This is a genomic window from Saccharopolyspora sp. NPDC002686 (assembly GCF_040295745.1).
GTDB classification, from domain to species: domain Bacteria; phylum Actinomycetota; class Actinomycetes; order Mycobacteriales; family Pseudonocardiaceae; genus Saccharopolyspora; species Saccharopolyspora oryzae.
In genome coordinates, this window is the sequence record NZ_JBEOVY010000212.1 from 1 (window position 1) to 13,464 (window position 13,464).

A 13,464-nucleotide genomic window follows, 5' to 3' on the forward strand; every position below is an offset into this window, starting at 1 on the left:
GTCCTGCCGCACGGCGGCTTCGCCGAATACGCCGTGCTGGAGGCACATTCGTCGTTCGCCGTGCCCACGGGCCTCGACGACACCACAGCCTGAAACCCCGAAGGGGCGGCCGCGAGGCCGGGCTTGACCTCCGGGACGCAGCCCCCACAATCCGCCAAACACGGGGATGGCCCCACCAACAACGGAACACCCGAAAGTCCCGGCCACAACGGCAACCGAAAAGCAAACGACGAAAAGCCTTGCAGCCACGATCAAACCACGCTAACCTCGCAACCGAGCCCCGGATGGGCCTACACATGGAGGTAGCGGCTTCTAAAGCCACCATCGAGCTGCGACACGAGTAAGTGTCCCGCATCTGGTTACGTCGGACTGCAAAGACGTGCGGTCCAACGCGCCTGCCTCCACGTCCCTGGCCCGCGGGGCTCCAGTGTGTCTGCATCTCGGTGCAAAGCCTCCGATCGCTCAAGATCAGGAAAGGTGTGCATGACCGAGAAAGAGACAACCGACAACTTCGACGTCCGAGCCTTCAACAACCAGGTGATGGCGGAGTTCCGAAGGAACGAAGGAAAGCTGACCGGCTGGATGGAGGGCTGGTCGGTGTGCATCCTGACGACAACGGGTGCCCGCACCGGCAAGCGAAGGGAAACCCCGCTCGGCTACTTCGAGATCGAAGGTCAACCGCTGGTCGTGGCCTCGGTGATGGGTGGCCCGAAGAACCCGGCCTGGTACCACAACATCCGCAAGAACCCGCAGGTCACGGTCGAGACCGGCGCTGAAACCTACGAGGCGATCGCAACCATCGAGACCGGTGCGCGACGCGATCACCTCTTCGCCGCGGTGGCGGAGCAGAACGAGGGAATGCGCGAGTACCAGAGGAAGACGACGAGAGTCCTCCCGGTGGTCACCCTGCGCCGAATCGACCCGATGTCCACTCAGGACTCCCCGGGTGAGGAACGAGTCCGAGGTCTGGGCGATTTCCTGGTAGAAGCCCACGACTGGCTGCGCGCGGAACTAGCGGAACTCCACCGCCAACTGGACGAGATCATCGAGGGCAACCCCGACCCCGATCTCGTCCGCCCGAAGCCGAGCCTGGTCCAGCAACTGCGAACGCACTGCACGGAGTTCTGCGCAGCCCTGAAGCAGCACCACACCGGCGAAGACCAGGGCGCCTTCCCCATGCTGACCCAGCAGTTCCCAGACCTAGCCCCAGTGCTGGAAAGGCTCGGCGAGGAGCACGCCGTCGTTTCCAGGCTGCAGAACGAGATCCGCCAGCTCGTCGACGAGTACGTACCCGGCAAGACCAACCCGGCGAAGCTGAAGGGCCACCTCGAGACCCTGACCCAAGACCTCGAAGCCCACTTCACCTACGAGGAGAAAACGATCGTCACCGCCCTCAACACCCTCGGCCCAGCCCCGAACATCCAGTGAGCGACTGAAGGCTTAACGGGTCGTTGGGTGGGGTAGTGCGATGGGGGTTTGTCGGCTTTGGGTGGGCGGTGATGATGAAGGCTTTCGTGATGAAGGAGATCGGGCAGGTCGGGTTCGTGGACAAGGCCGTGCCGCGGCCCGGGGCCCGGGATGCTGTTGTGCGGACGACCAGTGCTCTCATCTGCACTTCGGATTCGCACACCGTCAGGGGCGGGATCGGGCCTCGGGAGGACTTGACGCTCGGTCACGAGGCTGTTGGCGTCGTGCACGAGGTCGGTGATGAGGTGCGGGACTTCCAGCCGGGGGATCGCGTTCTGGTCGGTGCGATCACTCCGGACTGGGGGAGTTCGGCGGCGCAGAACGGGCATCCTTCGCAGTCCGGTGAGCCGCTCGGCGGGTTCAAGTTCGCCAACCGCAAGGACGGGGTTTTCGCCGAGTACTTCCACGTCAACGACGCCGATGCGAATCTCGCGCGGATTCCGGCGGAGATTCCCGACGAGGCCGCCGTGTACTGCGCGGACATGCTCTCGACGGGGTTCGCCGGTGCGGAGAAGGGCAACATCCCGATCGGGGGGACCGTCGTCGTGATCGCGCAGGGGCCGGTCGGGTTGATGGCGACGGTGGGGGCGCGGCTCCGCGGGGCCGGGCTCGTCATCGGGGTGGAATCCGTTCCCAGCAGGCAAGAACTCGCGCGGACCTACGGTGCCGACGAGATCGTGGACTTCACGAAGGAGGACGTCCTCGAGCGCGTCCAGGAGCTGACCGGGGGCGACGGGGCGGACACCGCGGTGGAGGCGCTCGGTGCCGACGCGACGTTCCAAACCGCTGTGAAGATCACCAAACCCGGCGGGACGATCTCCAACATCGGCTACTTCGGCGAAGGCGAGTTCGTGCGCATTCCCCGCGTCGAGTGGGGAGTGGGCATGGCGGAGAAGACGATCGCCACCGCGCTGTGCCCGGGCGGCAGGTTGCGCATGGAGCGGTTGCTGCGGGTGCTGCGGACCAACCGGGTCGATCCCACGCCCATGACCACCCACAAGTTCCGGTTCGACGAGATGGAACGGGCTTTCGAGGTCTCCGATCAGAAGATCGAGGACACCATCAAGGTCCTGGTCACCTTCTAGGCGCACGCCATGCTGGATCTCGACCCACCGCTCAGGCCGGTCCGCAGACCCGGCGGTTACCTGCCGCTCGAGGACCTCGGTCTCATCGGCGACGGTGCGGCGGCAGCGCTCGTCGGCCTCGACGGGTCGATTCCGTGGATGTGCGTTCCCCGCTTCGACTCCGACCCGCTGTTCTGCGGTCTGCTGGACCACGCGCGGGGCGGCCACTTCACCGTCCAGCCGGAAGGCCTGGTCCAGGCCAGGCAGCGGTACGAGCCGGACACCGCGGTGTTGACCACCGACCTGGCCAGCACCACGGGCGCGGTCCGCGTCACCGACGCGCTCGTGGTGCGGTCAGGGGCCGAGCTCGCCGACGACGCTCCAGCGCAGCGAGCCGAGCTCGTGCGATCCGCCGAGGTCCTGGACGGCGACGTCCGGCTGCGCGCGACCCTGCAACCCCGCGGCGGTGCGCAGGTCCGTCCGCTGTTCAGCGGCCTGGAACTGCACGTTCCCGGCCGGTCGGACCTGCGCCTGCACCTGCGTTCGAACCGCCCGCTCAACGGCCTGGACAGCACCCACGAGCTCCACCGCGGCGACCGGCTCGACCTGGTGCTGTCCTGGGGACGCATCCACCGCCACCACCGCCTCGACGCCGAGCGAATGCTGCGCGACACCGCCGACGCGTGGCGCAGGTGGATGGCGCACTTCGACTACGACGGCCCGGAAGAACCGCTGGTGCGCCGCGCCGCGATCACCCTGAAGCTGTGCGACGACTGGGTCAACGGTGCGCTGGTCGCCGCCCCGACGTCGTCGTTGCCCGCGCCGATCGGCGGGATCCGCAACTGGGACTACCGCTACACCTGGATCCGGGACGCGGCGTTCACCGTGTTCGCGATGCGCCGCGTCGGCTTCGGCGGCGAAGCCGACGCCTTCCTCGGCTGGGTCCTCGATGCCTTCGAGCAGAGCCGGATGCCGCGGATCATGTACACACTCGAAGGCGGCCCGGTACCTGACGAGGTCGAGGACGCCGAGCTGGAGGGCTACCGGCGTTCGGCCCCGGTGAGGTGGGGGAACGGCGCGGCCGACCAGCGCCAGCACGACGTCTACGGCGAGGTGCTGGACTGCGCCGACCAGTGGCTGCGCGCGGGCGGAACGCTGGAGCCGGCGCTCAGAGCCGGTTTGACCCGGCTCGCCGACACCGCGGCGAAGGCGTGGCGGCAGCCGGATCAGGGCATCTGGGAGGTGCGCAGCGAAGGCCGGGTGTTCACCTACTCGGCCGGGATGTGCCAGGTCGCGTTGGATCGAGCCGCCGCGATCGGTGATCGCAACGGGCTGTCCGCGCAGGTCGCGAGCTGGCGGGCCGCGGCCGACAAGCTGCGGCAGCTCATCCTGGACCAGGCGTGGGACGAGCGCGCCCGGACTTTGCGCGAACACCTCGACGGCACCGGCGGTCTGGACGCGAGCCTGCTGGCGCTCCCGCTGCGCCAGGTCGTGCCGGTCGACCACCCGCGCATGACCGCCACCGCGAATGCCATCGCGGAGCGGCTGTCGGCCGGCGGCGGCTTGCTCTACCGGTACTTGCACGACCAGTCGGCGGACGGCTTGCCCGGTGACGAAGGCGCGTTCGTGCTGTGCAGCTTCTGGCTGGTCGACAACCTGGCGGGTCAGGGGCGGATCGAGGAGGCCGAGCAGCTGTACGCCTCGCTGTGCGCCAGGGCGAGCGCTCTCGGCTTGTTCTCGGAGCAGATCGATCCGACCACCGGTGCGTTCATGGGCAACTTCCCGCAGGCGTTCAGCCACATCGGCGTCATCGCCAGCGGGGTGATCCTCTCACGGGTGAAAGCGGGGCTGCGATGATCGATCGGCTCGTCATCTTCGGTGCCACGGGCGACCTCAGCGCCCGATTCCTGCTGCCGGGACTGGCCGCGTTGCGGGCGGAGGGACACCTCGGGGATCGGTTCCAGCTGGTCGGTTCCGACCGCAGCGACTGGGACGACGGGCAGTTCCAGTCCTGGGCCGCCAGCCAGCTCGAACGTCACGGCGGCGGGTTGCCGACTGACGCGAGGAAGGCGGTCGTCGCTTCAGCCCGGTTCCAGCGGGCCGATGTCACCGACAGCGCCGACGTCGCTTCGGTCGTCGCCGGTGACGACCCCCTGGCCGTCTACCTCGCCCTTCCACCAGCGCTGTTCCCCTCCGCTGTCACCGCGCTGCACCGCGCGGAACTCCCGGCGGGCAGCCGGATCGTGCTCGAGAAGCCGTTCGGCGAAGACCTGGACAGCGCGGTGGAGCTGAACCGGCTGCTCGCCGAGCTCGTACCCGAGGAGGCGGTCTACCGGGTCGACCACTTCCTGGCCATGACCACCGTCGCGAACGTGCTCAGCGCCCGGCTCGCCAACCGCGTGCTCGAACCGCTCTGGAACAGCACCCACATCGCCGAGGTGGAGATCGTCTGGGACGAGGACCTCGCGCTGGAGGGCCGGGCGGGGTACTACGACAGCGCCGGGGCGCTCAAGGACATGGTGCAGAACCACCTGCTGCAACTGCTCTGCCTGGTCGCGATGGAACCTCCGGTCAGCCTCGGCGAGCGCGACCTGCGCGACCGGAAGGTCGACGTGCTGCGCTCGGTGCGGCCGCTCACCGACGACGACGTCGTCCACCGCACGCGCCGCGCCCGCTACGCGGCCGGCCGGATCGACGACCACGACGTTCCCGCCTACGTCGACGAGGAAGGCGTGGACCCGGGACGCCGCACCGAGACGTTCGCCGAGGTCGAGCTCGAGATCGACAGCTGGCGCTGGTCGGGCACCAAGTTCCTGCTGCGCAGCGGAAAGGCGCTCGGCACCGACCGCAAGGAGGTCACCGTGCGCTTCCGGCCGGTGCCGCACATCCCCTTCGGGCACGGCGGGGAAGTCCTGCCCAACGTGCTCCGGTTCGGGCTCGAGCCGGAGGGCCTGGCGCTCGACCTGACCGGGATGGGCCCGCACGCGCGCACTTTCGCTCCGTTCACGCTCACCGCGCGGATGGACCCACCCGATCTACCGCCCTACGGCCGGCTCCTGCTCGACGTGCTCACCGGCGATCCCGCCCTGTCCATCCGCGGCGACGAAGCCGAAGAGGCCTGGCGGGTCGTCACCCCCGTCCTGTCGGCCTGGGAACGGGATCTCGTTCCCCTCCAGGAATATCCGGCAGGTTCGCAGGGCCCGTCATGACCGGCACGGGGACGGGGGAGCGGCCCCGGGACCCGTGCCCCAGTCGGTGGGCGAGTCGGACAGGCGGTAGTCGATGGTGCCGCCCGCGCGAACGCGCTCGAGGTCGATCCACACCTGCTCCTGCGGGGTGTTCGACGTGCGAACTTCGTCCACGTACTGGAGTTTCGCGCCGTCGGCGTTCGCCGCGGTGATGGTCAACGGCGCTCCACCGGGGATCCGCACCACTGCTTCGGTGAACCTCGGGGCGTTCAGCACGAACTGGCCGGTGCCCGGTGTCGCGGGGTACAGGCCGAGGGCGCTGAAGACGTACCATGCCGACATCGTGCCCAGGTCGTCGTTGCCGGTCACCCCGTCGGGCGCGTTGGTGAACAGCGTCTGCTGGGCGCGGACCACCGCCGAGGTCTTCGCTGGCCGGCCGATCAGCGAGTACATCCACGGCGCATGCAGGTCCGGTTCGTTGTTGGGGTTGTAGCGGAACTGGCCGTAGTAGTCGTACGGGGCGATCACCCACTCCTCGCGGGCCGTGCGCGCCGGGTCCTGGACCAGCTGGTCGTGGGCGAAGAACGTGTCCAGCCGCTGCTCGGCCTGCTGCGCGCCGCCGACCGCGTCGAGCAGTCCCGGGACGTCCTGCTGCGTCAACCACTGGTACTGCCAGGCGGTTCCTTCGTGGAAACCCTTGTCGGAGACCGGTTCGTAGGGTTCGAACCAGGTCCCGTCGGCGTTCTTCGGGCGCGGGAACCCGGTGAAGCCGCGCTCGGCGTCGTGCACCGCCGGGTCCCAGACGTTGCGCCAGTTGCGTCCGCGTTCCGCCAGCTGCGCGGCGTCCTCCGCGCGTCCCAGCGCCCCGGCCATGACCGACAGGGAGCAGTCGGCCAGCGCGTACTCCATGGTCGCCGAGCCGCCGTGCGCCGGGTCGACGTCCTGGCCCTTCTTCGGGAAGTCGGGGTCGTACTGCACGAATCCCTGCGACAGGTACGAGTTGTTGCCGGCCCGGCCCTCGAACTTCGAATCCGCCGGCGGGACCTCGTTGGCGTTGCGCCGCAACGCTTCGTAGGCCTGCTGCTCGCGTCCGTCCAGCGCGCCGAAGCGCCACAGGTCGACCAGGAACGGCGTGACCGGGTCGCCCGTCATGGTGTTCGTCTCGAAGTTCGCGTACGCCCAGCGCGGCAGCCAGCCGCCCTGCTCGTCGATCGCCAGCACGCTGCGCGCGATGTCCCGCGCGCGGTCCGGGGCCAGCAGCGCCAGCAGCTGGTTCTGCGTGCGGTAGGTGTCCCACAGCGAGAAGAACTGGTAGTAGGTCCAGTCCTCGGCCCGGTGGATCGCGTCGTCGAAGCCCCGGTACCGGCCGTCGGCGTCGGTGGCGGTCGACGGTTGCAGCAGGACGTGGTAGAGCGAGGTGTAGAAAACCGCTGTGTCGTCCGGAGTTCCGCCCGCCACCCGGATCCGGTCGAGTTCGCGGCTCCAGCGGTTCTGGGTCTGCTGGCGGATCTGGTCGAAGCCGCGCGAGCCCTCCGCGGCCAGGTTCGCGTCCGCGCCCGCAGCGTCCACATAGGATATCGAGGTGGTCGCGGTGACCTGGTCGTCGCCGAAGGTCAGCCATGCGCCGCGCAGGCCTTCCCCGCCGGAGACCGAGCGGCGGTCGAACTGCCCGCCGTCGGGCTGCCACGTGCCGAAGGACTCCACCGGCTTGTCGAAGCGGGTGGTGAACCAGAGCGTGTAGTCCTCGCCGCCGCAGAAACCCTTGCTGCGCACCCAACCCCGCACCGTGCGGTCGTCGACCACCTCCAGCCCGCTGGCCTTGACCGGGTTGCGCTCGTTGGCCTGACCGACGTTGAGGAACACGTTCGCCGGACCGCCGTCGAACGTGTAGCGCTCGGCCCCGACGCGCGTGTCGGCCGTCGCCTCCACGTCGATGCCGCCGCGGTCGGTCAGCCGGGTCCGGTAGTAGCCCGCCTCGCCGACCTCGCCGTCGTGGGTGTAGGCCGAGGCGTACTGGTCCTGGTCGAAAGTGGACGGTGCGGTGATGTCGAAGTCGTGGCCGGGGCCGGCGCCGATGCTGCCCGCCGTGGGCAGGGTCGAGACGAGGCCGCCCTGCTCCCAGCACCCCGCGCCGGAGAGGAAGAAGTGGCCGAATCCCTTGATCCGGGCGTCGTCGTAGCGCCATCCCGCGTAGTGCGTGCCGATCGGGCTGACCTGCGTCATGCCGAACGGGGCGGCGGCGCCGGGGAACGTGTTGCCCTCGTCCTTGGTGCCGATGAAGGTGTTGACCGCGCGGACCGGGTCGGTGGGTTGCGCGGTGGCGGGCAGTGGGGTGGTGGTCAGCGCGGTCAACAGCAGCGCTGCGGTGGTCGCGAGCCGATGGCGGTGTGCTGGCACGAGCCCTCCACGACTTTGACAACGTTGTCAAACTTCGTTCGACCACCAGCCTAGGGCGATCTCGGTGGTCCGCGGCAATCGTCCGGGTGAGTGATCCTCTTCGCCGGAGAGCTCTGACCTGCGCTAACGATCCGAATCCCGCGGTGCGTCGGAGCGTTCGCCGCGGAGCACCTCGATGCGGTCCGAGCCGGGGCGGGACATGACCCAGCTCGATCCGGTCAGCGACTTGGCATGCTTCTTCAGCGGCGCCAAGCGGCTGGACACCTCGTCGTAGCCCGACACGGTGCTCGGCGTGCACACCAGCGTCGCCAGCGACAGGCTCACCGGCACGCCGCCCGCCGAGCGCTCCGGGTCGAGCACCAGCTCGGCCAGCGACACCAGGTCGTCCAGATCGGCCACCAGCAGGAAGTCGTCGCCGCCGACGTGCCCGACCTGCACCGAGCTCAGCGAGGTCGCCGCATCGGTCAGGCTGCGGCCGATGGCGCGGATCAGGTCGTCGCCCGCGGAGAAACCGGCCGTGTCGTTGACCGTCTTGAACCCGTCGATGTCCAGCCAGCTCACCGCGAAGACCTCGTCGGCGGCGATGCGCCGGGTGACGTCGCGGGCGATCGCGTCGCTGCCCGGCAGCCGGGTCAGCGGGTTCAGCGCCGCCGCCTCCTCCACCTTCAGCTCCGCCATGCCGCGGATCAGGTCGCCGGCGCGCACCGCGCCCAGGCAGCGGCCCAGCTCGTCGACCACGATCGCGTCGTCGTACATCCGGTTCTGGGCGGAGCCGGTGACCAGGCTCAGCGCTTCCATCGCGGTGGTCGCGGTGTTGACCACCCGCGGCTCGTCGGCCAGGCGCGAGGCCGGGCGCTTGGCGTGCAGCGCGTGGCCGTACGGGCCGGTCACCGCGAGCAGGAACCGGTTGCGGTCGATGGTCCACTGCGGCCGGTTCCGGTCGTCGACCAGCACCACACCGCTGATCTCCGGGTGGTCGGCCAGCACGCCGCGCACCTTGTCGGCGGTGACGTCGGTGGGCAGGATCGTCGCGGGGGACAGGAACTCGGTGACGCGGGGACCGCTGGCCAGCGAGCTGATCGGCGGACCGTGCGGATCGGTCACCTCCGCGGCCACCCCGGGCACGCTGCTGGCCGTCGGTGGCCGCCGCGCCGCGGGAGCGAGCAGGTTGCCCTGCACCAGGCGGACGCCGTTGCGGCGCAAGGTGGTCAGCTGGCGCTCGTTCTCCACGCCTTCGGCGACCAGCTGGCTGTCGGTGGACTCGCACAGGTGGCGCACCGACTCGACCACCGCGATCCGCGCCGGGCTGTCCGGCAGCTGCTGGACCACCCCGCGGTCCAGCTTGACCACGGCCGGGCCGATGTCGGCGATCAGGTTCAGCGGCACGTCGCCCTCGCCGACGCCGTCCAGCGCGATCTGGAACCCGTCGGCGCGCAGCTTGTCCACCCCGGCCAGCAGGTCGTCGGTGTTCAGCCGGGCGAACGGCGGGCCGATCTCCAGCGTCACCTCCTGCTCGCGGCGGCCGATCTCGCGCAGCCGCTCGCGCAGCAGGTCCAGCCGCTCGAGGTCGTGGATGACCGTGCCGCCGAAGATGTTCAGGTGCAGCGGCAGCAGCGACTCGTGCTCGGCGGCAGCGGTCAGCGCCGCAGTCGCCAACGCCACGTCCAGCTCGGTCAGCCGCCGTTGCCGGGCAGCCTCCTGGAACAGCTCCTGGACGTGCTTGCCAGCCGGTCGGGCCAATGCCTCGATCGCGACGATGGCTCCGGTCTTGATGTTGATCAACGGCTGGAACGCGAAGCGCACTTCGTCAACCAGCGCTAGCACGGAGTCGATGTTGCCCGCACTCATGCTGCTCCATCGACGGTGTTCACGACCTGTTCACCGACATCTCAGTTCCTCCTCCTCGGTGGAGGACCGCCTCTCCCCGCCGACCAACTTAGCGTGCTTGACCAGCACCGAACACGGGTTGCCGCAAGTGGGTGGCGGTTGACACAACAATTCGCAGCGCAACGACCACGGTGGGTGCCCGGTCTGCCGGAAAAGCCCAGGTCTCAGCTGCCGCCGAGGCCGTGGCGGGCGAGGCGGTGGCCGACCGACAACCCGCCCAGCGCCAGCCGGCGGCGGACGCGCCACGGCGCGCTCGCGAACAGGGCGGACATCGCCGCTGCCGTGCCGGCCGGATCGTCGTCGGGGGTCAGGAAGGCAGTGCGGTGGTGCTCGGCGAGCCCGAAGAACAGTTCGAAGAACTCCGGCACCTGCTCGGGCGGGAAGGACAGCAGCGCTTGGAGGGCCCGGTGGCGCAGCACGTGGCCGGTCACAGCGCGCGGTGGCCAGAGGATCGACCATCCCGCGCGCGCCGCCACAGCCGGGCCGGACGGCAACGCTGCGCTGATCGCCGCAGCCAACCACGGCGCGCGTTGCAGCGACGCGGCGATGCTGAACCCGCTGGCCGGGTGCACGAACCCGGCGGCGGCGCCGAACGGGATCACCCGCCCCGGCCGGGGCAGCGGGTCGTCGACCGGGAACCGCACCCGCTCCTCGGTGATCCGCTCCGACTCGTCCACCCCGGCGGCCGCGAGCCGCCCGGCCAGCCGCCTGCGCAGCTGGGCCAGCGGCAGGGCGGGGCGCCGTGCCAGCGAGGTCTCCTCCAGCAGCACCCGGTCCGGCCCGACGTGCGCGGCGTAGAGGAACGTCGGCCAGCCGCCGCGCGTCTGCGGGGCCGGGCGCCAGTCCATGAACACGCCCGAGTCGCGGCTGCAGAACGGCTCGGCGGCCGCGGCGCTGACCACCCAGCCGACCGCGCTCTGCTGCGCGGGCGTGTGCGCCGGGCGGCCACCGGAGAGCGCGCGGGCCGCGCCGGTAGCGTCGACGACGACAGCCGCGGCGATCCGCCTGCCGTCCTTGAGCACCACCGTCGACCCGGTGGGGCCGTGCTCGGCGGCCTTCGCGCGCCCGGTGACCTCCGCGACGTCGTGGCGCCAGAGGTGCTTCCACAGCGCGGTGTTGTCCAGGACGGCGTACTGCCGGGCCCATTCGTGCCGGTGCGTGCCGTGCAGGGCCATCCGGTCCACGACCGAGGCCAGCGCGGTGCCGGGGACCGACGCGGGCAGCTCATCGCGCCACGAGCCGTAGGTGTGCGGCCACACGCGGCGCGGCGCCGGATCGACCAGCACGACCTCGAGGCCGGTGTCGCTGCAGGCCGCAGCCGCGGCCCGACCCGCCGGACCGCCGCCGACCACCACGACATCTGCCACGGTGGAATCAGATCACGACCGGCGCCACCCCCGCCGCCAGGGCACCGCCTCCACCGTCGAACATCACACAGATCGAGTTCGGGTACTTCCACCAGCTAACGTGTGGCCATGCAGGATGCGCAGCTTCGGACCGGTCGGCGGAGCGGTCGTTCCGGCCCTCGTCGAGCCCCTGGTGACCTGGCCGCCAGCCCGTTCCGGGCGGATCGCGACCGGGTGTCCAGTTCGGCGTTCTTCGCCCGGCTGGGCGGGGTCACGCAGGTCGTCAGCCCCAGCGGTTCCGGCCTGCTGCTGCACAACCGGCTGACGCACAGCCTGAAGGTCGCCCAGGTCGCCCGCGCCATCGCCGAACGACTGGTCGCCGACCCCGTCGACCTGGCCAAGATGGACCGGCTGGGCGGCTGCGACCTCGACGTGGTGGAGGCCGCCGGGCTCGGGCACGACCTCGGCCACCCGCCGTTCGGGCACCTCGGCGAGAGCGTGCTGGACCGGCTCGCCCGGCAGCGGTTCGCGCTGCCCGACGGCTTCGAGGGCAACGCCCAGAGCTACCGCGTGGTGACCCGCATCGACGTCCGCGGCACCGACGGCGACGGCCTGGACCTGACCGCCGCGGTGCGCGCGGCGCTGCTGAAGTACCCGTGGACCCGGCTCTCCGAGCCCCAGCCGCACCCGCGGCACATGCCGGTGCCCCCGCGCGGTGCCTCCGAACCGGACGAGGCGCCGGGCACCGGGTCGGCGAAGTTCTCCTGCTACCGCACCGAGCTCGACGACATGGTCGACGCGCGGTCGCCGTTCCGGGGGCTGCTGGCGGACTGGCAGCAGACCGTCGAGGCGTCGGTCATGGACACCGCCGACGACATCGCCTACGCGATCCACGACCTGGAGGACTTCCACCGCGTCGGGATCCTGCAGCACACCAGCGTCTCCCACGAGCTGACCGAGTGGCTGGGGCACGCGGTGGAGTTCGCCGGCCGCTCCGACGCCGACCTCGCCGGTGAGGAACTGCGCCCCGGCTGCTCGCTGGAGCGGCTGCGCCGCCGCCTGCACGCCAAGGACGGGTGGATCGCCGACGACGAGGCGTTCGTCAGCGCGGTCAAGAAGGTCGTCGCGAACCTCGTCACCAAGCTGCTGGAAGTGCCCTTCGACCGCTCGCAGCAGGCCGAGCAGGCCGTCGCGGCGTTCTCCGGGGAGTGGACGCAGCGGCTGGTGGAGGGCATCCAGGTCGTCGAGGAGCCGCCGACGCGCTCCGGGCACGTCGCGCTGGCCGTCGAGCAGTGGCACGAGGTGCAGGTGCTGAAGTTCGTGCACCGACGGTTCGTGCTGCAGCGCCCGGACCTCGCGCTGCACCAGCGCGGCCAGGACCGGCTGCTGAGCAAGCTGGTGGAAGCGCTGGACAACTGGCTGATCGACCGCAGCGAGGCCGCCCGGCTGCCGCACCGGTTGCGCGACCTGTTCGACCGGGCCCGCGCCGAGCTCGTCGTGCTGCACCGCGACGCGCCGGAACTGCTGGTGCAGCCGGGGGAGCAGGTTGAGCTGGACGCCGCGCACATGGAGCGGATGGCGCGCGGCCGAGCGGTGATCGACTTCGTCGCCTCGCTGACCGACGACCAGGCCGCCGCGCTGCTCGAGGCCCTCTCGGGCCGCACCACGCGGCTGTGGAACGACACGTTCGTGCTGTGAGCAGGGCCCGCGAACTTCCCGGTGGGGGACGCGCCGTCGAGGTGGTGCCGGAGCGCGTGGCGGGCTGGTTCGACCGCTTCGCGGTGTCGCACGGCGGTGTCGAGCGCACCGTCGTGGAGCCGCGGCGGATCGAGGTGCGCGCGGGCGACGGCGGGCGGGCGGTCGTCGACGTGCCGTTCGGGCCGCTGCCCCCGCCGCACGGCGAGCAACCCGGGCTGGTGGTGCAGCCGCTGGTCGAGCACCTGGAGCAGCCGCGCCGGATCGGGCTGGTGCTGGTGCGGCTCGGCGCGCACAGCGTCGGCATCGCCCGCGGCGGCCGGATCGAGCGGTCCACCACCGGTCGGCTGCGATTCCAGGGACTTCAGCGTCTCCGCGTGCCCCTCCCACGGCAGCGCCGCCAGCACGATGTCCGAGGCC

General features: G+C 70.6%; 8 protein-coding genes and 1 pseudogene. 6 read left to right on the forward strand and 3 right to left on the reverse strand.

Going from position 1 to position 13,464, the window contains the following annotated elements:
- The first annotated feature begins 483 nt into the window (after nt 1-483).
- From ABTZ89_RS24925 to ABTZ89_RS24940, 4 genes are all read left to right on the forward strand, one after another.
- The gene (locus tag ABTZ89_RS24925; RefSeq protein ID WP_351048810.1) at nt 484-1,428 is read left to right on the forward strand and encodes a nitroreductase/quinone reductase family protein; all 945 of its coding nucleotides are present in this window, start codon (nt 484-486) and stop codon (nt 1,426-1,428) included.
- Nucleotides 1,429-1,499: 71 nt separating this feature from the next.
- Nucleotides 1,500-2,552, forward strand: a complete 1,053-nt coding sequence (locus ABTZ89_RS24930; RefSeq protein WP_351048813.1) for an NAD(P)-dependent alcohol dehydrogenase — start codon at nt 1,500-1,502, stop codon at nt 2,550-2,552.
- A 9-nt stretch (nt 2,553-2,561) separates the two neighbouring features.
- Nucleotides 2,562-4,388 carry a glycoside hydrolase family 15 protein gene (locus ABTZ89_RS24935; RefSeq protein ID WP_351048816.1) on the forward strand — a complete coding sequence of 609 codons (1,827 nt, stop codon included), beginning with the start codon at nt 2,562-2,564 and terminating at the stop codon, nt 4,386-4,388.
- The gene (locus ABTZ89_RS24940) at nt 4,385-5,740 is read left to right on the forward strand and encodes a glucose-6-phosphate dehydrogenase (protein WP_351048819.1); all 1,356 of its coding nucleotides are present in this window, start codon (nt 4,385-4,387) and stop codon (nt 5,738-5,740) included. Before ABTZ89_RS24935 ends, ABTZ89_RS24940 begins: the two co-directional genes overlap by 4 nt.
- Here the strand turns inward: ABTZ89_RS24940 and ABTZ89_RS24945 are convergent.
- From ABTZ89_RS24945 to ABTZ89_RS24955, 3 genes are all read right to left on the reverse strand, one after another.
- Complete coding sequence (locus ABTZ89_RS24945; protein ID WP_351048822.1) at nt 5,735-8,116, reverse strand: GH92 family glycosyl hydrolase; 2,382 nt, start codon at nt 8,114-8,116, stop codon at nt 5,735-5,737. The genes ABTZ89_RS24940 and ABTZ89_RS24945 overlap by 6 nt on opposite strands.
- Nucleotides 8,117-8,239: 123 nt before the next feature.
- The gene (locus tag ABTZ89_RS24950) at nt 8,240-9,964 is read right to left on the reverse strand and encodes a GGDEF domain-containing protein (protein WP_270950630.1); all 1,725 of its coding nucleotides are present in this window, start codon (nt 9,962-9,964) and stop codon (nt 8,240-8,242) included.
- Between the two features lie 203 nt (nt 9,965-10,167).
- Nucleotides 10,168-11,370: a lycopene cyclase family protein gene (locus ABTZ89_RS24955; protein ID WP_351048827.1), complete on the reverse strand. Its 1,203-nt coding sequence runs from the start codon at nt 11,368-11,370 to the stop codon at nt 10,168-10,170.
- Nucleotides 11,371-11,478: 108 nt separating this feature from the next.
- Here ABTZ89_RS24955 and ABTZ89_RS24960 point away from each other — a divergent pair, with 108 nt between their 5' ends.
- Entirely contained in the window at nt 11,479-13,047 is a 1,569-nt protein-coding gene (locus ABTZ89_RS24960) for a deoxyguanosinetriphosphate triphosphohydrolase family protein (RefSeq protein WP_270950632.1), read from the forward strand.
- A pseudogene (locus ABTZ89_RS24965) lies at nt 13,044-13,464 on the forward strand (hypothetical protein); the annotation flags it as partial. The gene ABTZ89_RS24960 and the pseudogene ABTZ89_RS24965, both read left to right, overlap by 4 nt.